We start from the raw sequence: 21,476 nt of genomic DNA, 5'->3' as shown, positions 1-21,476 counted from the left end.
AGCCGGTATGCACGCTCTGCCGCATGACCACACCGGCGCACGCATCAAGCGCTTGCGCCTGGAACGTCACCTCACCCAACGGGCTCTGTCCGACCTGTCCACGGTGCCGTACAGCACCCTGACCAAGACCGAGCAAGGGGTCATCGCCGCGACGCCCCACGTCATCGCCAGTCTCGCGCGTGCCATGCGCGTGGACGTTGCCACTGTCACCGGACAGCCGTACGCCAGTGAGCTGCGCGCCGACGAACTCGACGTTCTGATCCGGCCGATCCGCGAGGCGCTGGACGTGTACGACCTCGGGCCCGACCCCGATATCGTCCCCCGCCCCCACCAGTTGCTGGCCGACGATGCCGAGCAGCTGCTCGCCGACGTCCGTGCGGGTGAGATCAAGAAGGCGGCAGGCCAGGTGCCCGGCCTCATCCAGGAGGTGACGACTGCGGCGCACACGTCGCCCACCACTCAGGGGTGGCTGCTGCTCGCGTCCACGTACCGCACCGCCTACGACGTCACCACGAAGCTCGGGTTCGGAGACCTCGCGAGCATGGCGCTGACCCGGATGGACTGGGCGGCGCAGCGTGGGTCGAGCGCTGTGATCGGCGGTATGTACCGGTACATGCGTGCCCTCACCTACCTACGAGAGGGCCAGTTCCGCACCGGTGACCGCCTGGTCGACCTAGGCCTGTCGACACTGCAGCAGAGCGACCCGAGCCGAGAGCGCGACGTCGTCACCGGACAGTTGCACCTTGGGGCCGCGGTCATGGCCGCGAGAGCGCAGGACAAGGCCCGTGCGGATGGCCACCTCGCAGAGGCGGACACGCTTGCCGACCGCACCGGCGAGGCCGTCAGGGTGCACTGGCTGTCCTTCGGGCCGACGAATGTGGCCGTACATCGGGTGTCCGTGTCCGCCGAGCTGGACGAGTACGGGGATGCGGCGGCCGTCGGCGGCCGGATCAGGTTCGGTGCGGACTGGCCGGCCTCACGGCGAAGCCACCACTATGCCGAGCTGGCCCGGGCACAGATGTGGACCGGGGAGCTGGACAGCGCGTTCAAGAACCTGCTCCTCGCTCGGAAGTCCGCGCCTCAACAGGCGCGCTATCACGCGACGGTACGGGAGACGTACGCCGGTCTGGAGGCAGCGAAGCGCCAACTCCCGGAGTCCTTTCTCTCGTATGGCTCCTGGCTTGGCGCCTGACAGCCCGCTACCTTCTGGCCCCGGCTATCAACAATCCGTGATAGTCGGGGCCTTGTCGCCCGCCCACCATGTCGTCACCAGTCCTTCTCGACCTGGAGCCGACCATGGCCCGAAGCCGGGGCAATGAACCCCCCGCACCACCCGTGCCCCTCACAGAGCCTGCCCTGTCCGACGAACAGCGCCGCGGCGCGGCATGCGCGTACTGCGGGCTGCCCGTATCGACCGGTAGCGCCGTCGACCTCGGCGTACGCCACGACACCGACGGCGTGCGGATCTTCCTCCGCGCACACCAGGGCTGCCTGCCAGGCGGTGCCAGATGACGCAGTGCTACAAGGGCGGCCACGACTTCCCCATCGAGGACGAACACGGGGCCTACTGCGAGGAGCACGGCGTCACCGCGATCTGGAAGCACCCCCACCAGACCGAGCGCCCCCTGTCCGGCGCCGGCGCCTTGCGCAGATGCTCTTCGTCCGAGTCTGCGACTGGCCGAGAAACGGCGTTGTCGGTGGGCTCTGCAAGGGTGTGCATCGTGGATGAACTGGTGGAGCGCGTCGATGGTCGAGATCGTGTACTGGGGGTGGTCAGCCGTCGGGAGGCCATCCGGGAGGGCTGGCTGCATCGGGTCGCCGTGACGCTGTGTCGTGACGAGAGCGGCCGGGTCCTCGTCCACCGGCGGTCGGAGCAGGTGCCGCGGTTCCCCGGGCTCCATGAGGTCGTGGTCGGTGGCGCCGCGAATGTCGGCGAGTCCTATGAAGAGGCCGCCGCACGGGAGTTGGCCGAGGAGCTGGGTATCCGTGTGCTACCGCGCTTGCTGTTCACGTTCGTCAACCGAAGCGGTTTGAGCCCTCACTGGCTCGGCGTGCACGAGGCCGTGTTGCCTGACGCCGTGATCCCCGATCCCGATGAGGTCGCCTGGCATGGCTGGCTGACCGAGCCGGAGCTGCGGTCGGCCCTTCTGGATTGGCGCTTCACCCCCGACAGCCACGAAGTCTTCGGCCGGTATCTCGCGTTCCGGGGCACGCAGACCTGAGCTCTCTCGCCTCTGGGATGCCTCTTTGAGGCCGCTGCACGCACCTCGCGCCGGGCGCTACCCCTGCGCCGCCTTGAAGGCCGTCGCCCAGGTGCGGTCGCGGCCGGGCAGGCCGTCCGTTGCCGTGCGGCAGACGTACGGGCAGAACACGCTGTTGAGCACCCACGGCGAGCTGCTCGCGCCGAAGTCGCGGATCGGGCCGCCCTGCGTGATGCCGTAGGCGGCCACGGCGAGCTTGCCGGTGTCGCGCAGGCGCGCCATCTCGTTGGTGAGGAACGTCTTGTGGCTCGCGAACCACCTGTTGGAGAGCAGGAAGTCGTTCCACTTCCCCTCCGTGAACGGGTTGTTGGCGGCCTCGTGGATGACCTGCCACACGCGCGTGCCCGCCGGGGTGCCGTAGGCGCGGGTGAAGGAGGCGTCCACCGGGTCGTGCATGTGCTGTTTCCAGAGCTTGACCAGCGAGAACTCGGTGGCGAGGAACTTCTGGTCGGCGCGGAGGTACGGCAGTACGAAGTCGGTGTACTCGCGCGCCGCGCCGATGCTCGTCACGTGCGGGTGGATGTCCACGCCGGCGATGTCGGTGTTTCCGGCCGCGAAGGTCATCCAGCGCCTCGTCTGCGCGTTGCGGAACGCGGGGTCCTCAAGGCGGTTGAGCGCGCCCATGTACAGGGCGGTCTTGCAGTGCGCGCCGAAGTGGGCGCTGCGGTACTTCGCGGCGTGCTGCGCGAGCGCCTCGTAGAAGTCGTTGATGCGGGACGTGGCGCGGTCGGCCGGCCTCGTCTCGTAGAAGGGCTCGTTGCCGATGGTGAGGATGTCGATCTTGCCGAGCACGGCGGCGAGCACCTTGTCGAGCCTGGCCAGGGCGGTGTCCATGGCCGCGGTGCCGGGCTCGGGGAGCCGCGTGCCGTGGTACTGGAACTTCGTGGAGAGCACGGTCCCGTAGCCGTTGGAGGCTGCTTGGAGCAGCTTCGCCGTCCCGGTCCTGGCCGCCGGATCCGACCGGTCGGCCTTGGACATCAGGTAGAAGCCGCGTATCCACGTCGCGGAGACGGCCGCGAGCTCGGCGTGGTCGATCTTGTCCAGGGACTCGTTGACGTTGGCCGCGAGGACGCCCGAGGCGGGCGGCGCGCTCACCCGGCCCGCGCCGGACGGCGACGGCGATGTGCTCGCGGAACCGCCGGCTCCGGGCGCGCGGCCGTGACCGCGCTTTCCGTGCCCGTGACCGTGCCCGTGCGCGCCGCAGCCTGCCAGCCCCGAGACCGCGAGCGCGGCGCCCGTGGACAGGGCGAGCATCCGCCGCCGTGACGTGGTCCCGTTCTCCGGTCCGCCACCGGATCCGGATCCGGTCCCGCTTGCCCGCATGTGCCGCCTGCCCTTCCGTGCGACCGGTCACCCGGCCCGGCAGGCCGGGGACGATAACCGCCGCCACGCTACATGGCGGTGGCGGTGGCGGTGGCGGTGGCGGTTCGGGGCGCGGGCCCGAGTGGGCGGCGGAGTGGGCGTCAGATGACCGGGGGCCGGCCGAGCGCCGTCATTCTGCGTACCGTGCGCCACCGCATCGGCCGCCGCGCGCCGCACGGCTTGCGCATGCCCTCGCCGAAGCCGCCGAACCAGGCGCGCAGGCCCGAGACCGAGCGCGTGCGGGCGATCGTCAGCAGGATCCACGTGCCCAGGTACACGGGGACGAGAGGGGCCGGGAGGTTGCGGCGCGCAAGCCAGACGCGGTTGCGTGCGGTCATCCGGTAGTAGACGGCGTGCCGCGCGGGCGAGGTGCGCGGGTGCTGGAGCACCAGCTCGGGCTCGTAGCGGATCGTCCAGCCCGCGTCGAGCGCGCGCCAGGCCATGTCCGTCTCCTCGTGGGCGAAGAAGAACTCCTGGGGCCAGCCGCCGATCCCCGCCAGCATCTCCATCGACAGGGAGTGGCCGCCGCCGAGGAACGTGGTGACCTCGCCGCCCCGCATCGGGTCGTCCGCCCGCAGCCGCGGCACGTGCCTGCGGGCGGTGTACCCGGTCTCGTCCGCGATGCGGAAGGAGACGATGCCGAGCCGCGGGTCCGCCTCGTGCAGGTCCGCGACCCGGGTGAACACGTCCGTGTCGATCAGCAGGCCGTCGTCGTCGAGATCGACGAGCAGGTCCACGTCGCCCGTCTTCCGCAGCTCCGCGATCGCCGCGTTGCGGCCGCCCGTGACGCCCAGGTTCTCCGGGAGCTCCACGCCGGTGACCCCCTCGGGCAGCTCGGGCAGCGGCGCACCGTTGCAGACGACGACGATCCGCTGTGCGGGCTCCTGCTGCTTGGCGACGGAGTCCAGCAGCGCGCGCAGCTCGACGGGCCTGGTCCCCATGGTCAGGACGGCCACTCCCACGCGTGGTCGCGTCACGCCGCATCACTCCGCTCTGCTTCGGGCCCCGTGCGCATACCGGCGGCCTGCCGGGATTTCCTGGCCGCGGGGTCTGTCGTACCGAGCCTATAGGGCCCTCTCCACCGTCAGGCCACTGCAAGGTATCGCCGCCGACGCCCCGGGTTCACCTTGCCCGGCACGTACCCGGCACGTACCGGGCACGTACTCGGCACATATCCGGCACCGAAGCCGCGGCGCGGGCGCCCCCGCGTGGAACGATCACCTCCGGTCACGTCGCGATCGCGTTGCGGCGGGCACGCGAACGGCGGCGGAACAATGTGTACCGTGCAGGTCCGCCGGCGATCCCCTTGTGTCAGACTGCCGGAATGGTTCAGCGCGGACGGCGGACGAGGGGTGGGCATGAGTGAGCCGCGTTCTGCCCCGACGATCGGTCAACTCGTCCTGAGCAGACAGCTTCGGGCTCTGCGCGAGGGCGCGAAGGTCAGCCGCGAGGAAGCGGCCAAGTTCCTGCATGTGACCGTCGCCACCATCCGCCGGATGGAGTCGGCCGAGGTCGCGCTGAAGATCCCGTACCTCCAGGTGCTGCTGCCCGCCTACGGCGTGGCGCCCGACGAGATCACCGCGTACCTGGAGCTCACCGAAGAGGCCAACAAGCCCGGCTGGTGGCAGCGGTTCCACGACGTCCTGCCCGACTGGTTCGGCGGGTACGTGAGCCTGGAGGAGTCCGCCAAGACCATCCGCGAGTACGAGCCGCACTTCGTGCCCGGCGTCCTGCAGACCGAGGCGTACACGCGCGAGATCCTCATCAACGGCGCCGTCGGCCAGCCCGACCCGGAGCGCGTCGAGCGCCAGGTCGCCCTGCGCATGCGCCGCCAGTCGTTCCTCACCCGCGCCGAGGCGCCCCCGACGTTCTGGGCCGTCATCGACGAGACGGTGCTGCGCAGGCCGGTCGGCGGCCCCGAGCTGATGCGCGAACAGGTCGAGCGGCTGCTGGAGATGACGGAACTGCCCAACGTGACCCTCCAGATAGCGACGCTGGGGGCGGGCCACCACCCGGGCACGTACAGCCCCTTCGTCCTGTTCAGGTTCGACGTCCCCGAGATCCCGGACATGGTCTACATCGAGTACCTGACCGGCGCGCTCTACCTGGACGAGGAGAACGAGGTCTCCGAGCACATGGAGGCCATGGACCGCATGGTCGCCATGGCCGAGTCCGCCACCGGCACGCGGCGGCTGCTGGAGCGGTTCCGCGACGACCTGGGCTGAGGGCGCCCCGCCCGGCCCCGGCCCGGTGCCGCCTGCGGTGGTTCGGTCCCACGGGGCTCCGCCTGCTGCGGCTCGGCCCCGCGCGGCGCTGTGCGTCCGGGCCTGACCCGCGCGGTGTGGGTTGCTTGGGCCTGGCCTCTGCCCGGTGCCGCCTGCGGTGGCCCGGTCCCGCCCGGCGCAGCCCGCCGCGGCTCGGACCTGTCCGGTGTGGTGTGCCCGGGCTGGACCTGTCCGGTGCGGTCTGCTGGGGCTCGGACCTGCGCGGTGCCGCCCGTCCGGGCCTGACCTGCGCGGTGTGGTGTGCCGGGCTAGATCTGCGCGGCGCCGACCGCTCGGGCTCGGACCTGCGGGGTGCGGTGTGCCCGGCCCCGGCCCGGTGCCGCCTGCGGTGGCTCGCACCCACCGGGCTCCGTCTGCTGCGGTTCGGGCCTGTGCGGCGCTGTGCGTCCGGGCCTGACCTGCGCGGTGTGGGTTGCTTGGGCCTGTCCTCTGCCCGGTGCCGCCTGCGGTGGTTCGGTCCCACGGGGCTCCGCCTGCTGCGGCTCGGCCCCGCGCGGTGTGGTGTGCCCGGGCTGGACCTGTCCGGTGCCGTCTGCTGCGGCTTGGACCTGCGCGGCGCCGTGCTTCCGGGGCCTGACCTGTCCGGTGTGGTGTACCCGGGCGCGACCCGCCCGGTGCTGTCCGCCCGGGCTGGACCCCGCCCCGACGCTGCCCCCGCGCCGTGGGTCACGGCACCGCCCCGTGGGCAGCGGCACGCGCGCCGTGGGTCACGGCACCGCCCCGTGGGCAGCGGCACGCGCGCCGTGGGTCACGACACCGCGACCGCCTCCCGCTCGCGGTCGCGGCCCGCGCCCGCCGCTCCCGCTCCCGCTGCCGCCGCGCGGCGCTCACGCGACGCGCCGGGACCGCGGCGCCGCCAGCGCCGGTTCAGCGGCCGTTCGACGAGGTAGTACGACGCGGTCGCCGCGGCGAACGACGCGGCCAGCGTCGCCACCAGGTGCCAGCGGGTCACACCCAGGTCGGCCATCAGCCGTCCCAGCGGGTAGTGCCACAGGTAGAGCCCGTAGCTGAGGTTGCGCCCGATCCAGGCGAGCGGCGCGAGCGACAGCACCCAGGAGAGCGCCGAGCGCGGCCGCAGCTCGAGCGCTGCGATGATCGCCGCCGAGAACAGCGCCGTGGCCAGGAAGCCGACCGTGTACCAGCTCTCCGTCCACGCCGTCGCGCCCGTCACCGGGATCTGCCACACGATCAGCCCGAGCAGGATCATGCACGGCCAGGCCAGCCGCCCGGCCCACCGCCGCAGCGCCGCGAGCCGCGGGTCGTCGTGGCGCAGCCTGGCCACGGCGATCGCGAGGAGCGCCCCGGCGAGCAGCTGGTCGGCGCGCGTGTCGGTGCCGTTGTAGATGCGGTGCGCCTCGGTGGGGTTCCACAGCAGCCACCGCCAGGCGACCGGCAGCAGGCAGAGCACGCCGGCCCAGATCAGCACGGTGCGCGGACGCACCTTGCGCAGCAGCGCGCGCAGCAGCGGCGGCCAGAGCAGGTAGAACTGCTCCTCCACGCCGAGCGACCAGTTCTGCGCGAGGAGCGCGGTGCCGTTCGAGTACGGCCCGGGCTCGGTCGCCCGTACGAGGTTGACCAGGAACGTCACGGACAGCAGCAGCGACGTCCACGCCCCGTCGAACCCGGCGAGCTTCGTCACCCCGGCCAGCACCGCGCACAGCGCGCACACGGTCAGCAGCGCGGGGACGAGCCGCAGCCAGCGCCGCCAGTAGAAGGGGGCCATGGCGACGTTGCCCGTACGCGCGTACTCGGCGACGAGCAGGCGCGTGATCACGAAACCGCTGATGGTGAAGAAGATGTCCACCCCGATCGAGCCGCCGGGCAGCAGCCCCGGCTCCAGGTGGTAGACCATCACGAGCCCGACGGCGAGCGTCCGCATCCCGTCGACGCCCGGCACCCGCCCGCTGCGCCGGATCGCGGACGGGAAACCCCGCCCACCGCCCGGCGCCGCGAGTTTCGGCTGGACGGGCATGCCGCCGTGCGACTCGCCCGAGGCGCTGGCGTCGGACCCGGGGCCGCCACCCGTACCGGCGACGGCGGACGCCTCGGCCCCCTCTGACGCACCGTCCTGCGCGGACCCGCCGGACCCGCCGGACCCGCCGGAGCCGGGGGCGGCTCGCGCGGGCGCGCAGGACTGCGGCCGGGCATCGCGTCTGCCGCCGCCGTTCGCTTCCTCGGCCGAGTCGCGTGTGCGGCCGGCCGCTGCCGTGTCGGTTCCAGGGGTAGCGTCCACGTCGTGCCCGTGCCCGGAAAGCGCGGGCCCACACGGTGTCCGCCATGCATTAAGCCAAAACTCATAGTGGCCGTATCGATGCGGTGAGTTTGCCGTACCGTTATGCCGGATCCGGGTGTGTCCGTTATGCCTGTCCCGAACTCGGCTGATATGTCATGTCCACGTAGTAGACGGCGGACCCGACCCTACCCGGCGGGTGGGGCAAGGTCCGGCCGCAGTGCCGAACGCGGCGTGATCACCGTCATGCCCGGCGACGGTGACGGCGATGGTGACGGCGACGGCGCCGTCACCCGCTCGCCCATCGCCGCGAGCGCCGCCGGTGCCGCGTCCAGGCCGATCACCGACGTCACCAGCAGGTCGGGCCGCAGGGCGCCCGCCGCCACCTGCCGCATCAGCCGCGGATAGGCGTGCGCCGCCATGCCGTGCGAGCCGAGGACGTCGATCTCGTACGCCACGACCCGGTCCATCGGCAGCGGCGTGCCGTCGCCCGGCAGCAGCCCGACCTGTACATGCCTGCCCCGGCGCCGCAGCGACATGACCGACGCCGCGCACGTGGCGGGCGAGCCCAGCGCGTCGAGCGAGGCGTGGGCGCCGCCGCCGGTGGCGTCGCGCACCGCGGCCGCCGTGTCCGGCACGGACGCGGCGTCGACGCACACCGCCGCGCCGAACTCGCGCGCCAGCTCCAGCGCGCGCGGCGCCACGTCGATCGCGACGACCCGGGCGCCGCTCGCCGCCGCGATCATCACGGCGGACAGGCCGGCCCCGCCGCAGCCGTGCACCGCGAGCCACTCGCCCGGCAGGACGCGCGCCCGCTCCACGACCGCGCGGTACGCGGTGGCGAACCGGCAGCCGAGCGACGCGGCCGTCAGGAAGGACATCGAGCCCGGCACGGCGACGAGGTTCGCGTCCGCGTGGCGCAGCGGCACGTACTCGGCGAACGAGCCCCAGTGCGTGAAGCCGGGCTGCTCCTGCGCCTCGCACACCTGCTGGTCGCCCGTCGCGCACGCCGGGCACCGCCCGCACGCGCACACGAACGGCACCGTCACGCGCTGCCCCACCCGCCAGTTGGCGACGCCGGAGCCCACGGCCACCACGTGGCCCGCCAGCTCGTGCCCCGGGACGTGCGGCAGCGCGATGCCGTCGTCGTGGCCCATCCAGCCGTGCCAGTCGCTGCGGCACAGGCCCGTCGCGCCGACCCGCACGACGACACCGTCGGGCGACGGCGCCGGATCCGGCACCTCGCGCACCTCCGGAACCGCGCCGAACTCCTCGAACACCACGGCCCGCATCCCCGTCACGCCCCTTCCCGGTCCTATGGGCACGGCGGTGCTGGTTGGCCCGCGCCGGTCCCGGGCCTACCGTAGGCCGGCAGAGTCGGCGCATTCGCACACCGAGCCCGGAGGTACCGATGCCCGAGGTGACGCTCTCGGCCGGCACGATCGAGTACGAGGACACCGCCCACGGCGAGACGGCGGCGGGCGAGACTGCGGCAGGCGAGCCGCGCGAGCGGCCGACTCTGGTGCTGCTGCACGGGCTGACCATGGACAGCTCGGTCTGGCACGAGGTCGTCGCCGACCTCGGCCCCGGCTTCCGCTGCGTGCGCCCGACGCTGCCGCTCGGCGCGCACCGCATCCCCATGCGGGACGGCGCCGACCTCACACTGCGCGGGATGGCGCTGCTGGTAGGGGAGTTCCTCGAAGCCCTCGACCTGCGTGACGTGACGCTCGTCCTCAACGACTGGGGCGGCGCGCAGGTCCTCCTCTCTCAGGGGCGGCCCGAGGTCGTCGCGCGCGTAGGGCGGCTGGTGCTCACGGCGTGCGAGGCGTTCGACAACTACCCGCCCGGTCTGCCCGGCCGCCTGGTGGCGGCCGCGTGCCGTGCACCGGCCACGGTGCGGCTGATGATGGAGGGGCTGCGCTTCCGCGCGCTGCGCAGGGCGCCCGGGGGATGGGGCTGGATGAGCCGGCGCCCGGTGCCCGGCGCGATGATGGACGCCTGGTTCACCCCGGGCCGCGTCGATCCGCTGGTACGCCGCGACCTCGCCGCGTACGTCCTGTCGGTGCCCGACCGTGCCACCCTGCTGCGTTACGCGGACGGCATGCGGACGTTCGACCGTCCGGTGCTGGTCGTGTGGGCGAAGGAGGACAGGCTGATGCCGCGCGCGCACGGCCCACGGCTCGCCGCCCTGTTCCCCGACGCGCGCCTGGTGGAGCTCGACGACACGTACACGCTCATCCCGATCGACCAGCCGCACCGGCTGGCCGAACTCCTGCGGGACTTCACCGCCGGCCGAACCGCCGGCCGAACCCGCGGCTGATCCCGGCACACGCAGGCAGGAGGGGCACGGACCGGCCGACCCGTAAGATGGGTTGCGGTGTGCCGGGAAGCCTGGTCGGCGGCGTGACAGCTCTCTGTTCTCTGTCGCGTCAGTCAGCCGATCAGGGAGCCCCATGGCCAGCTTGACCGTCATCCTTCTCCTCGTCGTGCTCGCCACCGCCGTGGCGACGGGCGCCCGGCACTGGAAGGTGCCCGCCCCGTCCCTCCTCGTGGTGGCGGGCCTGCTCGTGGGACTCGCGCCGTGGGTGCCCGACGTGCGCGTGCCGCCCGAGGTCATCAGCCTGGTCGTGCTCCCACCACTGCTCCACGCGTCGGCCGAGGAGCTCTCGGCGCGTGAACTGCGTCCCGTGTGGCGGCCGGTTGCCGCGCTGGCCTTCGGCCTCGTCCTCGCGTCGGCCGCCGCGGTCGCGCTGGTCGCGTCGGCCTTCACGCCGCTGTCGCCGTCGATGGCGTTCGTCCTCGGCGCGGTGCTCGCGAGCACCGACCCGGTCGCGGTCACGGCGCTCGGACGCAGGCTCTCGCTGCCGCCGCGCGTGCAGACGATGGTGCAAGGGGAGAGCCTGTTCAACGACGCGACGAGCCTCGTGTTGTTCAAGGTCGCCGTCTCCGGCGCGGTCGCCGCGGGAGCCGTGTCCTTGCCGGGCGCCGCGTGGCGGTTCCTGCTGCTCGGCGGTGGCGGCGCGCTGATCGGCGGCGCGATCGGCGGCCTCGTGGTGCTCATCCGCCGCCGCACCGAGGACCCGACGCTGGAGACGGTGATCGCGCTGGTCACCCCGTACGCGGCGTACGTAGTGGCCGAGGAGTCGCACGCGTCCGGTGTGACGGCGGTGGTGGTCGCGGCGGTGGTGCTCGGCAGCACCGGCCACCGGCTGGGCAGCCCGGGCATCAGGCTCCAGACCCACGCCGTCTACGGGACGATCGTGTTCCTGCTCGAAAGCGTGGTCTTCGCCCTCATCGGGCTTCAGCTGCCGGTCATGGTGCCGGAGTTGGAGGCCACGGAGGGGAGCTGGCCGCTGTGGGTGATCGCGTGCGCGTGCACGGTGCTCGCCGTGCGGCTGCTGTGGGTCTTCCCGATGTCGGCGCTGACGCAGTACGTGCGAGGCGGCAGGCGCGGCGAGCGTGGCGCGGGGAGGCCGCGCGTGTCGTGGCGCGTCCCGGCCGTCGTGACGTGGGCCGGGACGCGGGGTGTCGTGCCGCTGGCCGCCGCACTGTCGATCCCGCTGACCACCGACGCGGGACAGCCGCTGCCGCACCGCGCGCTGGTGCTGGTGCTGACCACGGGCGTGGTCGTGGTCACCCTCGTCGGTCAGGGGTTCAGCCTCACGTCCGTCGTGCGCTGGTCGGGGATCGCCCTGGAGCCCGAGCACACCGTCCGCGAGGAGGCGTGGGTGCGCGGCGCGCTGGCGGGCCGTGCACTCGCCGAGCTCGACCGGTTGGCGGAACTCGGCGCGGCCCCGCCCACCGCCGTCGACCAGGCGCGGCGCAGGCTCGACGCCGCGCACGGCCACGGCGCGGGGGACGCGGACGGCCCGCGCGAGGAGACCCTCCACGAGGACGACCGCGACCTGCGCCGCGTGCTGATAAGGGCGGAGACGTCGGAGCTGCACAGGCTCTACGAGAGCAGCGAGATCAGCGGCGCGACGATGCGCCGCCTGCAGCGCGCCCTCGACCTGGAGCAGGCGAGCCTCGGCGAGGCATGAGCCCGGAACAGCCGGGAGCCGGCGGCACGGACACGTGCCGCCGGCTCCCGGGGACCCTGCTGCCGCGTCACCGCGCCGGTGTCAGGACACCGCCGCGCAGACGCCGGCGGTCACGGCCTTCGCGCGGCTCGCGCGACCATGGCCCCCGTGGCCAGGGAGAGGAGCACCATCACGCCGCCGACGACGCAGTTGCTCCAGATCGTGCGCGTCGTGTCCACGCTCCCCGACACGACCCACGGTGCGATGATCGTCCAGATGCCGATGCCGAGCGCGGCCCAGCTCATGCCGTGCGTGCGCTCGTAGGCGGAGTTGACGAACCCCATGGTGAGCAGGGTGAACGCGACGCCGGCGATCAGGTTGGTCACGGTCAGCGTGGTCAAGCCGCTGAACCCGACGATCCACGGCGATGCCGCCAGGAACAGACCTGCCAGCAGGGCCAGACCCTCGACGGCCTGGGCCGCCGGGTTGGTCGTGGCTCGCTCGGAGTGGGCGCGGAGGGCCATGATGTCCGGGTGCTGATCGATGCCGGGTGACGTATGTGCCGCCATCTCGGCCACCTCCTTCGCTGTGGCGTGTGACCGAGTTCGAGTGACCTTCTCGGCCCGGCTCAATCAGCTGAGCGGCAAAAATTTATCTGCTCCTTACCTCTCCGGGATGACCTGCCCTTTTCCTGTGCTTTCGCTGCCGCCCCCTGGCATGGCTCCGCCCTGGCCGGGTCCGGCCCTCCGACGCGCGCGCGGGGTCACAGAAATGTCATGCACCGGCAAATTATTCGGCTGACAGGGGTAAACAGGCGGCCCGTTGGCGCCCGGATCCTTGTCCCGGGACCGACCTGACGATCTGATCGTCATATCGATCATCCGATCGGTCGGCATGATCCACTCCATGCAAGGAGCATCTCCATGCACAGAGTTCTCCCGGCTCAGCCCCGGAAGAGAGCCGCGGCGCTGGCCATAGGGGCCACCGCCCTCGCGACCTGCGCCCTGGTGACCGCGCCCGGCGCGCCTTCCGGCTCGGGGGCGGCCGGCGCCGCGGCCGTCCGCGCCGAGAGCGCGGCGCTGCCGCAGCCCGTGCCCGCCATCGCGGGCCACCAGGCCGTCCGCGGCGCGCGCGGGCCGCTCACCACCGCCCAGTGCGAGGCCCAGTACGGCATCGCCTGCTACACGCCCACGCAGTACCGGCAGGCGTACGACCTGAACCCCCTCTACCGGCGGGGCATCACCGGGAAGGGCCGCACGATCGTCATCGTCGACTCCTTCGGCTCGCCCACCGTGCAGCACGACCTCGACGTGTACAGCAAGCAGTTCGGCATGAAGAGCACGCACGTGGACGTCGTGAAGTGGGGCAAGGTGCCGAAGTTCGACCCCACGGACGCGACGATGACCGGCTGGGCGGGCGAGACCAGCCTCGACGTGCAGATGGCGCACGCCGTCGCGCCCGACGCGCACATCGTCCTCGTCGAGACCGGCGTCGCCGAGACCGAGGGCGTCACCGGCCTGCCGGAGATGATGGACGCCGAGAAGAGCCTCATCGACCGGGGCATCGGCGACGTCATCACGCAGAGCTTCGGCGCGACCGAGAACACCTTCCCCGGCTTCGACAAGGGCGACTTCTCCAGCATCCAGAAGCTGCGGTACGCGTTCAAGGACGCCAAGAGGCACAAGGTGACCGTGCTCGCCTCATCGGGCGACGGCGGCGCCACCGACTCGACGGCGGACGGCGTCGGCTACTACACGATGCCGGTCAACTCCTGGCCGTCCGGAGACCCGCTGGTGACATCGATCGGCGGCACCCAGTTGCACCTCGACGCCAACGGCGACCGCACGGCACCCGACAGCGTCTACAACGACAACGGCGCGGGCGGCGGCGGCCAGTCGCACGTGTTCGCCAGGCCCTCGTACCAGAACACCGTCAGGCGCGTCGTCGGCAGCCGCCGCGGCACGCCCGACGTGTCGATGTCCGCCGCCGTGAACGGCGGAGCCTGGACGTACACGAGCTACGACCCGAAGGAGACCGGCTGGGGCGTCTCCGGCGGCACGAGCGAGGCCGGCCCGCTCTTCTCCGGCATCGTCGCCCTCGCGGACCAGCAGGCGGGCCGGCGCCTCGGCGACATCCACCGGGCGCTGTACAGCCTGGCGGCGCAGTCGCCGTGGAACCCCTTCACGGGCATCGTGGACGTGAAGGACGGCACGGACAACTCGTACGCGGGCGTCACCGGTTACCAGGCCGTGCCCGGGTACGACATGGCGACGGGCGTCGGCACGATCGACGCGAACAGGTTCGTCCCCGCGCTGGCGCGCAGGCACTGACCCGACGGTGCCCGCGCCGCGCACCCGCGCGACGCGGGCACCGCTTCCGTCACTCGCCGTCCCACCAGTCCGGGCGACGGGACTCCTCCGTGTGGTGCCCGCCGGGGTGCCGCACCCTCAGCCACACGTCACGCGCCTGGCGCCCCGCCTCCGTGCGGCTGCGCGCCACCAGGCTGCGCGCCTGCTCCTCGGTCTCCACCATCGGCCCCGAGCCGCGCAGCGGCTTGCCCGCCGTCTCGTGCAGGAAGAACGTCGAGATGAGCCCGACCAGCCCCGCGATCATCAGGTAGTAGGCGGGCACCATCTCGTCGCCGGTCCCCTCCACGATCGCGGACGCGATCAGCGGCGTCGTGCCGCCGAACAGGGACACCGACACGTTGAAGGAGATCGACAGGGCGCCGTAGCGGATCCTCGTCGGGAACAGGGCGGGCAGTGTGGACGCGGACGTGCCCGCGAAACACACCAGCAGCAGCCCGAGGATCGCGCAGCCGATCGCGGGCATCAGCACGCCGCCCTGCCTGATCAGCAGCACCGCGGGCGCCGCCAGCACCACCATCGCGATGGAGCCGCCGAGGAACATCGGCCGGCGGCCCCACCGGTCCGAGGAGCGCCCGACGACGGTGATGGTCACGGCCACCATCACCATCGTGCCGAGGATCAGCAGCTGCGCGGTGACGTCGCCGATCCCCACGTTCTCCGTCATGAAGGTCGGCAGGTAGGACGTCACCATGTAGTTGGTGACGTTGTAGAGCAGGACGAGCCCCATGCAGATGAGGATGGCCGCCCACTGCCCGGTGAAGATCTCCCTGAGCCGCCCCTTGCCCGACTGCCGTGCGCTCTTGGCGATTTCGTCCTCCACGGGGGCGGCCTCCGGGGAGGCGCCGGCCCAGTGCTGCTCCGCGGCCTCCTCGGCCTCCTGCTCCCGCAGGAACGCCGGCGTCTCCTCAAGGCGCAGCCGCATGTACAGGCCGACGAGGCCGAGCGGGCCCGCGACGAAGAACGGCACGCGCCATCCCCAGTCCACCATCCCGTCGGCGCCGAGCAGTGCGGTCAGGAGGGTGACGATGCCGGAGCCGAGCGCGTACCCGACGAACGTGCCGAAGTCGAGCCAACTGCCGAGGAAGCCGCGGCGCTTGTCGGGCGCGTACTCCGCGATGTACGTGGTGGCGCCCGCGTACTCGCCGCCGGTGGAGAACCCCTGCACCAGGCGGCAGATCAGCAGCAGGATCGGCGCGGCGAACCCGACCGCCGCGTACCCGGGCAGGAACCCCACGGCGAACGTGGAGATCGCCATCATGATCATGGTGACGGCGAGCACGCGCTTGCGGCCGATGCGGTCGCCGAGCGGCCCGAAGACCAGGCCGCCGAGCGGACGGACGAAGAACGCGGCGGCGAAGGTCGCGAACGTGGAGACGACCTGGGCGCCCGGCGAACTCGACGGGAAGAAGACCTTCCCCAACGTGGTCGCCAGGTAGGCGTACACGCCGAAGTCGAACCACTCCATCATGTTGCCGAGCGCCGCCGCCGACACCGCACGGCTGATCTCTTCCGTGTTGGTGACGGTGACGTCGGCCTCCGTCAAGGGCTGCTTCCGCCTGCGCAGCAGCGAGCGGAGCATCTGGTCGTTCGCGGAGCGGTCCGGGCCTGTGGAAACGCGGCCCTGTCGCATGCTGTTCGATCGACGGGGGCGGCCGATATTCATTGCGTCCTGTCCGTTGGCTACCGTTTTCGCTCATTATTCCCGGCCGGATCACTTCCGCCGGGAAGATGGGGAAGCGGGCCGCTTGTGGCGCCCGCCCCGCACCCGTGTCGCACAGTCGTTCGTGGTGGTGGCAGGTGCACCCGGGGTCCGGTCCCCAGGCCCAGCGACGGGCGCGGCCCCGCGCGCCACGATGAGCGCCGCCGCGGCGGCACTCATCGTCGAAGTGCCGCTCTACTTCCTCTACTCAGGGCCGCCGCCGGCCTCGAACGTACTGGCGAGACTGCTCGTCGGCATCGTCGCGCTCGGGCTCCTCGTCGTGTTCGTGACGTCCTTCCGCGAGCTGGTGAGGCGTGTCAGCCCCGAGCACGAGTGGGCCGGCACGACGGCCCTCGCCTCGGGCCTGGTCCACGCGACCGTCACGCTGGTCTCCAGCGGCCTCGAAGCCGGATCCTGTACGGGTCGATCTCCCGCCTGATGCTGGGGATCTTCCTGACCTCCGTCGGCCACGCGGTCTCCCGCGCCGGCCTGCTGCCGCGCTGGACCGGCTGGACGGCGTACGCGCTCGCCGCCGTGAACCTGGCGTTCGTGCCGTCCCTCTTCTTCGGCAACGACCCCAGCAACTTCTACGCGGCCAACGGCTGGGGCACCACGGCGCTGATGGGCGCGCTCCTCGGCTACTGGCTGCTCGCCCTGGGCGTCGCCACCGTGCGCAGCGCGCGTCCGGCCCGGGTGCGGCTCCCGGCCGGCCGCCCGGGCCCGTGAAGATCTTTCCGCGCACACGCGCGCACGGCGTGCTACCGTTCATGGAAGTTGCAGTTGTGGTTCCCAAGACTCCCAAGACTTCGAGTGTGCTTGTCGGCCTTCTACAGATGTGCTGGCGGGCGCACTTTCGTTTTTCCGAGATCCTCGATCTTCGAGATCTCCGGGCGGGGCAATCATGCGGCGACGCAGGGCCGCACAGTGTGGTCCTGAAACTGCCCCGAATGGAGATATGACATGGCTACTGGAACCGTGAAGTGGTTCAACTCGGAAAAGGGCTTCGGCTTCATCGAGCAGGACGGCGGCGGCGCCGACGTCTTCGCCCACTACTCCAACATCGCGACGCAGGGCTACCGTGAGCTCCAGGAGGGCCAGAAGGTCACCTTCGACGTCACGCAGGGCCAGAAGGGCCCGCAGGCCGAGAACATCGTTCCCGCCTGATCTTCCGCGCGGTCGCGTCGCGGCCGGGGTGCTCAGCCTTGCTCAGCCCCCGGCCGCGTCTCCGTGTCCGGACGCGTTCCGGCACGGAGGACACCGGTCATGCCCGACCGTAATTCCTCGCCGAAATCGACCGGGCCGCCCATTGCTGTACCCGGCTCGTTCCTGCGAATCTTCGTACCGTCCGCGGTGCCGGGAATTCCTCGATACGTGCCGCATCGAGGAAGGTTCTGCATTGAACCGATCACCCAGCACGAACAACCGCTCGTCCGGATCCTCCCGCCGGGGCACGGCGGGCCGCAGGTCCGGATCCGCTCCCCGCGCGGGCGGCGGGCGCCGCTCCGGCGGAGGCGGTGGCGCGGGCGCCGGCCGGGGCTACCGGCCCGCCGCTCCCGTACGGGAGTTCACCGTCCCCGAGCCGGTCACACCGGCCCTGCCCGCGGTGACGGACTTCTCCGAACTGGACATGCCCGCGCCGCTGCTCGCCGCACTGGCGGCCGAGGGCGTGACCGCGCCGTTCCCCGTACAGGCCGCGACACTGCCGAACTCGCTGGCCGGCCGTGACGTGCTCGGCCGCGGCCGCACAGGCTCGGGCAAGACGCTCGCCTTCGGTCTCTCCCTGGTCGCCCGCACCGCGGGCCGCAGGGCACAACCGCGGCGGCCGCTCGCGATGGTCCTCGTCCCCACGAGGGAGCTGGCGCAGCAGGTGACGGCCGCGCTCGCGCCGTACGCGCGCGCCCTGAACGTGCGGACGGCCACCGTCGTCGGCGGGCTGTCGATCGGCCGCCAGGCCGACGCGCTCCGCTCGGGCGCCGAGGTCGTCGTGGCGACCCCGGGCCGCCTGCGCGACCTCGTCGACCGCGGCGACTGCGTGCTGTCCGACGTTACGGTCAGCGTCCTCGACGAGGCGGACCAGATGGCCGACATGGGGTTCCTGCCGCAGGTGACGGCGCTCGTCGACCAGGTCGCGCCCGGCGCGCAGCACATGCTGTTCTCCGCCACCCTCGACGCGAACATCGACCGGCTCGTCAAGCGCTACCTCAGCGACGCCGTGGTGCACGTGGGAGACCTGTCGGACGGTGTGGTCACGACGATGGAGCACCACGTGCTGCACGTCCGCGACCTCGACAAGGCGGCCGTGACGGTCGAGATCGCGGCCCGCGAGGGACGCGTCCTGATGTTCCTCGACACCAAGCACGCCGCCGACCGGCTGGCGAAGAACCTGCTCAAGCAGGGCGTGCGGGCCGCGGCCCTGCACGGCGGCAAGTCGCAGTCCCAGCGCACGCGCACCCTGGCGCAGTTCAAGGACGGCCAGGTGACGGTGCTGGTCGCGACCAACGTCGCGGCGCGCGGCATCCACGTCGACAGCCTCGACCTCGTCGTCAACGTCGACCCGCCCGCCGACCACAAGGACTACCTGCACCGCGGCGGCAGGACCGCGCGCGCCGGCGAGTCCGGGCTCGTCGTCACGCTCGTCCTGCCCGACCAGCGGCGCCAGATGACCCGGCTGCTCGCCGACGCGAACATCACGGCCGAGACCACCCAGGTGAGCTCGGGCGAGGCGGAACTGACCCGGATCACCGGCGCGCAGGCGCCGTCGGGCGTCCCCGTGACGATCACCGTCCCCGAGCCTGCCAAGCGCCCCGCGCGCGGCAGCGGTTCGTCCCAGGGCCGGCGCGGCAGGCCGGGCAGCAGGCAGCGGCGCTCGGGCTCCGCCGGCGGCGGCGCGGCGCGCGACTCGTACGGGGTCCCGAACCCGCGCTCACGCCGCGCGGCGCACCGCCCGGCGGACGGGCAGGCGAAGGACGCCACCGGCACCCAGGACCGCCGCCGTCGCCGCACGGAACGCGGCTGACCGCACAACAGGCGGGGCTCGCACGGCTGACGCGGTTCGCGCGAACCGCCGCCACGGCGGCCCGCCGCCCTTTCGAACGCCCATCGACCCTTTGGTGAGGACCTCATGCGCTGTGTGATCGCCCGATTCCCGTTCGACCTGATCAAGAGCGAAGTGGAGCAGATGGCCAAGGGCGTCAAGCCGGAGCCCGCCACCGGGATGTGCGCGAAGATCGGTGGCAAGCTCTACCCGGTCAAGCAGGTGGGAGCACTCATCACGAAGCAGGACCGCAGGGACTTCACCGGGGAGGAGGTCCGCAGGGCGCTCGTCCGCCTGGGCTTCACCTGCGCGCCGGCCCCCACGGCCCCCGCGCCCGAGCCCACGCCCCCCGGCGACATCCTGGCCTGACGCATACGGCACGAACCACGGGGCGGCCGGAGGACACTCCGGGCCGTCCCGTCGGCGTATGTACGAAGCGCGTGTCCTGGCCGCGCCCCGACTCGCGGCGCTGTCCGTCGTGCTGCCGCCGGCAAGGCGGTCGCCTTCCTCTTCGTGCACCAGTGCCTGTTCGGCGTGTACCTCGGCTCGATCCTCGTGCCCAACCACAAGGAGCGGCCCGACTTCCTGAGGCGGCAGGTGCTCACGTCGCGCGACGTCAGCGGCGGGCGCAGGGCCGGAGGTCGGGCGGCTGCGGACTCAGTGCCCGGTGCCGCGGATGCCCTCAAGCAGGAGCGCCACGTGCCTGCGCCAGGCGCCGTCGGCCGTCATGTTCGCCATCGCGCCACGGGTGACGAGGACGAAGTCCTCCGCGCGGAAGTCCTCGCGGAGGCGGCCCGCGGCGACGGCGCGGCGCACGATGCGTTCCGTGATCGCGGAGAAGTCCGTCTTCTCCGCGGCGATGTCGTTCCAGCTGGGCTTCTCGGGGCCGAGGAGCGCGAAGCGGAACGCGGCGTCGGCCTCGGCGGCCTCCAGGTAGCCGTACAGCAGCGTCTCGAACGCCGCCCAGGGCTCCTCGGCCCCGTCGGCGTCGCGCGCGAGGGCGGTCATCGCCTCGAACCTGCGGCCGATGATCGCCGCGAGCAGCGCGCGCTTGTCGGCGAAGTGGCGGTAGAGCGTGCCGACGCCGAGGCCCGCGCGCTCGGCGATCTCATCCATCTGCACGGCGTCGCCCCGCTGGGCGAACAGCTCGCCGGCGGCGTCGAGCACGGACTCGCGGTTGCGCCGGGCGTCGGCGCGCAGCGGGCGTTCGGAAACGGCCATGGTCGGTCAATCGTAGTTGACGGTGCGGGGCGGGCGTGGCTACATTCGGAACCGGAGTTCAGGTTCATGTTAGGTCCGTGATGGAGGAGATTCCGATGATCGTCGTCACCACACCCACAGGACGGATCGGCCGCGCGCTGGTCCGCCTGCTGCTCGACCGGGGCGAGGAGGTCCGTGTCGTCGTCCGCGACGCCTCGCGTCTGGACGGCGAGGTCCGCGAGCGGGTCGCGGTCGTCGAGGGGGCCCACGACGACCCGGCCGTGCTCGACAGGGCGCTGCCCGGCGCCGACGCGCTGTTCTGGCTCGTCCCGCCGAACCCGGCGGCGCCCAGCGCCGAGGCGCACTACGTCGGCTTCGCCCGGGCGGGAGCCGCCGCCGTCGCCCGCCACGGCGTCGGGCATGTCGTGGGGGTTTCGAGCGCGGGGCACGGCTGGACGAAGCCGGCCGGCGTGCTGACGGCGGCCTTCGCCATGGACGCCGAGCTGGCCGCGTCGGGCGCCGCGTACCGGGCCCTGTCGATGCCCTTCTACATGGAGAACCTGCTCGGCCAGCTCGACGCGATCACCGAGCAGGGAGCGTTCTACCTGACGTGCGCGGCGGACCAGCCTCTCGCGACGATCGCGACCCGCGACATCGCGGGCGCCGCCGCGGGCCTCCTCGCCGACCGGTCCTGGACGGGGCAGGAGAACCTGCCCCTGTTCGGCCCCGACCGGCTGACCCCCGACGCCATGGCCGAGGTGATCGGCGAGGAGCTCGGGCGCCCGGTCGCCTACCGCCGCATGGGCATGGACGACTTCGCGTCGCTGCTGCGCTCCCGCGGCGCGGGCGAGCAGGCCGTCAAGGACATGACCGAGATGTTCGCCGCGCAGGACGACGGCATGTACGAAACCGACTGGAAGACCGCCACGCTCGCGCCGACGGACTTCCGCACCTGGTGCGGGCAGGTGCTGCGGCCTGCCGCCGATGACCGGTCGGCGTCCTGACAGGAGCGGTGGG

General features: G+C 72.3%; 18 protein-coding genes and 2 pseudogenes. 13 read left to right on the top strand and 7 right to left on the bottom strand.

The window, feature by feature from the left end; all coding sequences use genetic code 11:
* The first annotated feature begins 7 nt into the window (after nucleotides 1-7).
* The 3 genes from IH48_RS0103760 to IH48_RS0103755 all read left to right on the top strand — a co-directional run bounded on the left by IH48_RS0103760 (nucleotide 8) and on the right by IH48_RS0103755 (nucleotide 2,222).
* Nucleotides 8-1,192, top strand: a complete 1,185-nt coding sequence (locus tag IH48_RS0103760) for a helix-turn-helix domain-containing protein (protein ID WP_030898998.1) — start codon at nucleotides 8-10, stop codon at nucleotides 1,190-1,192.
* A gap of 143 nt (nucleotides 1,193-1,335) precedes the next feature.
* Nucleotides 1,336-1,512, top strand: coding sequence for a hypothetical protein (locus IH48_RS36140; protein ID WP_158710242.1), 177 nt, complete (start codon nucleotides 1,336-1,338; stop codon nucleotides 1,510-1,512).
* Between the two features lie 221 nt (nucleotides 1,513-1,733).
* The gene (locus IH48_RS0103755) at nucleotides 1,734-2,222 is read left to right on the top strand and encodes an NUDIX domain-containing protein (RefSeq protein ID WP_030898996.1); all 489 of its coding nucleotides are present in this window, start codon (nucleotides 1,734-1,736) and stop codon (nucleotides 2,220-2,222) included.
* A gap of 57 nt (nucleotides 2,223-2,279) precedes the next feature.
* On the opposite strand, the gene IH48_RS36530 is transcribed toward IH48_RS0103755, so the two are convergent.
* Nucleotides 2,280-3,584: a hypothetical protein gene (locus IH48_RS36530; protein ID WP_199809879.1), complete on the bottom strand. Its 1,305-nt coding sequence runs from the start codon at nucleotides 3,582-3,584 to the stop codon at nucleotides 2,280-2,282.
* 140 nt (nucleotides 3,585-3,724) lie between these two features.
* Nucleotides 3,725-4,600, bottom strand: coding sequence for a glycosyltransferase family 2 protein (locus IH48_RS0103745; protein WP_030898990.1), 876 nt, complete (start codon nucleotides 4,598-4,600; stop codon nucleotides 3,725-3,727).
* Nucleotides 4,601-4,981: 381 nt separating this feature from the next.
* Here IH48_RS0103745 and IH48_RS0103740 point away from each other — a divergent pair, with 381 nt between their 5' ends.
* On the top strand, nucleotides 4,982-5,848 hold the full coding sequence (locus IH48_RS0103740) for a helix-turn-helix domain-containing protein (protein WP_030898987.1): 867 nt from the start codon (nucleotides 4,982-4,984) through the stop codon (nucleotides 5,846-5,848).
* Nucleotides 5,849-6,656: 808 nt separating this feature from the next.
* Here IH48_RS0103740 and IH48_RS0103735 read toward each other — a convergent pair.
* Nucleotides 6,657-8,141: an acyltransferase family protein gene (locus IH48_RS0103735; RefSeq protein ID WP_051839033.1), complete on the bottom strand. Its 1,485-nt coding sequence runs from the start codon at nucleotides 8,139-8,141 to the stop codon at nucleotides 6,657-6,659.
* A gap of 185 nt (nucleotides 8,142-8,326) precedes the next feature.
* Nucleotides 8,327-9,430 carry a zinc-dependent alcohol dehydrogenase family protein gene (locus IH48_RS0103730; protein WP_051839031.1) on the bottom strand — a complete coding sequence of 368 codons (1,104 nt, stop codon included), beginning with the start codon at nucleotides 9,428-9,430 and terminating at the stop codon, nucleotides 8,327-8,329.
* A 119-nt stretch (nucleotides 9,431-9,549) separates the two neighbouring features.
* Here IH48_RS0103730 and IH48_RS0103725 point away from each other — a divergent pair, with 119 nt between their 5' ends.
* Together IH48_RS0103725 and IH48_RS0103720 are read left to right on the top strand one after the other, a co-directional pair.
* Nucleotides 9,550-10,458, top strand: coding sequence for an alpha/beta fold hydrolase (locus tag IH48_RS0103725; protein ID WP_030898979.1), 909 nt, complete (start codon nucleotides 9,550-9,552; stop codon nucleotides 10,456-10,458).
* Nucleotides 10,459-10,591: 133 nt separating this feature from the next.
* Complete coding sequence (locus IH48_RS0103720) at nucleotides 10,592-12,178, top strand: Na+/H+ antiporter (RefSeq protein ID WP_030898976.1); 1,587 nt, start codon at nucleotides 10,592-10,594, stop codon at nucleotides 12,176-12,178.
* 110 nt (nucleotides 12,179-12,288) lie between these two features.
* Here IH48_RS0103720 and IH48_RS0103715 read toward each other — a convergent pair whose 3' ends face one another.
* On the bottom strand, nucleotides 12,289-12,726 hold the full coding sequence (locus IH48_RS0103715) for an SPW repeat protein (RefSeq protein WP_030898971.1): 438 nt from the start codon (nucleotides 12,724-12,726) through the stop codon (nucleotides 12,289-12,291).
* A 354-nt stretch (nucleotides 12,727-13,080) separates the two neighbouring features.
* Between IH48_RS0103715 and IH48_RS0103710 the strand changes: the two genes are divergently transcribed.
* Nucleotides 13,081-14,487 (top strand): S53 family peptidase, encoded by a 1,407-nt coding sequence (locus tag IH48_RS0103710; RefSeq protein ID WP_030898968.1) that lies wholly within the window; start codon nucleotides 13,081-13,083, stop codon nucleotides 14,485-14,487.
* A 49-nt stretch (nucleotides 14,488-14,536) separates the two neighbouring features.
* Here IH48_RS0103710 and IH48_RS0103705 read toward each other — a convergent pair whose 3' ends face one another.
* Nucleotides 14,537-16,105, bottom strand: coding sequence for an MFS transporter (locus tag IH48_RS0103705; RefSeq protein ID WP_199809890.1), 1,569 nt, complete (start codon nucleotides 16,103-16,105; stop codon nucleotides 14,537-14,539).
* 274 nt (nucleotides 16,106-16,379) lie between these two features.
* On the opposite strand from IH48_RS0103705, the pseudogene IH48_RS32980 reads away from it, so the two are divergent.
* The 5 genes and pseudogenes from IH48_RS32980 to IH48_RS36830 all read left to right on the top strand — a co-directional run.
* Nucleotides 16,380-16,951 (top strand): annotated as a pseudogene (locus tag IH48_RS32980) (hypothetical protein).
* Between the two features lie 234 nt (nucleotides 16,952-17,185).
* Nucleotides 17,186-17,389, top strand: coding sequence for a cold-shock protein (locus tag IH48_RS0103695; RefSeq protein ID WP_030898965.1), 204 nt, complete (start codon nucleotides 17,186-17,188; stop codon nucleotides 17,387-17,389).
* A 232-nt stretch (nucleotides 17,390-17,621) separates the two neighbouring features.
* Complete coding sequence (locus IH48_RS0103690; RefSeq protein ID WP_078849431.1) at nucleotides 17,622-19,241, top strand: DEAD/DEAH box helicase; 1,620 nt, start codon at nucleotides 17,622-17,624, stop codon at nucleotides 19,239-19,241.
* Between the two features lie 105 nt (nucleotides 19,242-19,346).
* Nucleotides 19,347-19,628 (top strand): SCO5918 family protein, encoded by a 282-nt coding sequence (locus IH48_RS0103685; RefSeq protein WP_030898961.1) that lies wholly within the window; start codon nucleotides 19,347-19,349, stop codon nucleotides 19,626-19,628.
* A 120-nt stretch (nucleotides 19,629-19,748) separates the two neighbouring features.
* Nucleotides 19,749-19,886 (top strand): annotated as a pseudogene (locus IH48_RS36830) (acyl-CoA desaturase); the annotation flags it as partial.
* 30 nt (nucleotides 19,887-19,916) lie between these two features.
* On the opposite strand, the gene IH48_RS0103680 reads toward IH48_RS36830, so the two are convergent.
* Entirely contained in the window at nucleotides 19,917-20,480 is a 564-nt protein-coding gene (locus IH48_RS0103680; RefSeq protein WP_030898958.1) for a TetR/AcrR family transcriptional regulator, read from the bottom strand.
* A gap of 80 nt (nucleotides 20,481-20,560) precedes the next feature.
* Between IH48_RS0103680 and IH48_RS0103675 the strand changes: the two genes are divergently transcribed.
* Nucleotides 20,561-21,463, top strand: a complete 903-nt coding sequence (locus IH48_RS0103675) for an NAD(P)H-binding protein (RefSeq protein ID WP_324604284.1) — start codon at nucleotides 20,561-20,563, stop codon at nucleotides 21,461-21,463.
* Nucleotides 21,464-21,476 lie beyond the last annotated feature (13 nt).

Source organism: Streptomyces sp. NRRL F-5126 (genome assembly GCF_000721265.1).
GTDB lineage: Bacteria > Actinomycetota > Actinomycetes > Streptomycetales > Streptomycetaceae > Streptomyces.
Note: the sequence above shows the minus strand (reverse complement) of the source record. Positions and strands in the feature narration are given on the sequence as shown.

What these genes read in the sequence shown, in the direction of transcription:
- IH48_RS0103760 (WP_030898998.1), top strand. Translation starts at nt 8, where the DNA reads ATGCACGCTCTGCCGCATGACCACACCGGCGCACGCATCAAGCGCTTG.
- IH48_RS36530 (WP_199809879.1), bottom strand. Translation starts at nt 3,584, where the DNA reads ATGCGGGCAAGCGGGACCGGATCCGGATCCGGTGGCGGACCGGAGAAC.
- IH48_RS0103740 (WP_030898987.1), top strand. Translation starts at nt 4,982, where the DNA reads ATGAGTGAGCCGCGTTCTGCCCCGACGATCGGTCAACTCGTCCTGAGC.
- IH48_RS0103730 (WP_051839031.1), bottom strand. Translation starts at nt 9,430, where the DNA reads ATGCGGGCCGTGGTGTTCGAGGAGTTCGGCGCGGTTCCGGAGGTGCGC.
- IH48_RS0103725 (WP_030898979.1), top strand. Translation starts at nt 9,550, where the DNA reads ATGCCCGAGGTGACGCTCTCGGCCGGCACGATCGAGTACGAGGACACC.
- IH48_RS0103720 (WP_030898976.1), top strand. Translation starts at nt 10,592, where the DNA reads ATGGCCAGCTTGACCGTCATCCTTCTCCTCGTCGTGCTCGCCACCGCC.
- IH48_RS0103715 (WP_030898971.1), bottom strand. Translation starts at nt 12,726, where the DNA reads ATGGCGGCACATACGTCACCCGGCATCGATCAGCACCCGGACATCATG.
- IH48_RS0103710 (WP_030898968.1), top strand. Translation starts at nt 13,081, where the DNA reads ATGCACAGAGTTCTCCCGGCTCAGCCCCGGAAGAGAGCCGCGGCGCTG.
- IH48_RS0103705 (WP_199809890.1), bottom strand. Translation starts at nt 16,105, where the DNA reads ATGCTCCGCTCGCTGCTGCGCAGGCGGAAGCAGCCCTTGACGGAGGCC.
- IH48_RS0103695 (WP_030898965.1), top strand. Translation starts at nt 17,186, where the DNA reads ATGGCTACTGGAACCGTGAAGTGGTTCAACTCGGAAAAGGGCTTCGGC.
- IH48_RS0103685 (WP_030898961.1), top strand. Translation starts at nt 19,347, where the DNA reads ATGCGCTGTGTGATCGCCCGATTCCCGTTCGACCTGATCAAGAGCGAA.
- IH48_RS0103680 (WP_030898958.1), bottom strand. Translation starts at nt 20,480, where the DNA reads ATGGCCGTTTCCGAACGCCCGCTGCGCGCCGACGCCCGGCGCAACCGC.
- IH48_RS0103675 (WP_324604284.1), top strand. Translation starts at nt 20,561, where the DNA reads ATGGAGGAGATTCCGATGATCGTCGTCACCACACCCACAGGACGGATC.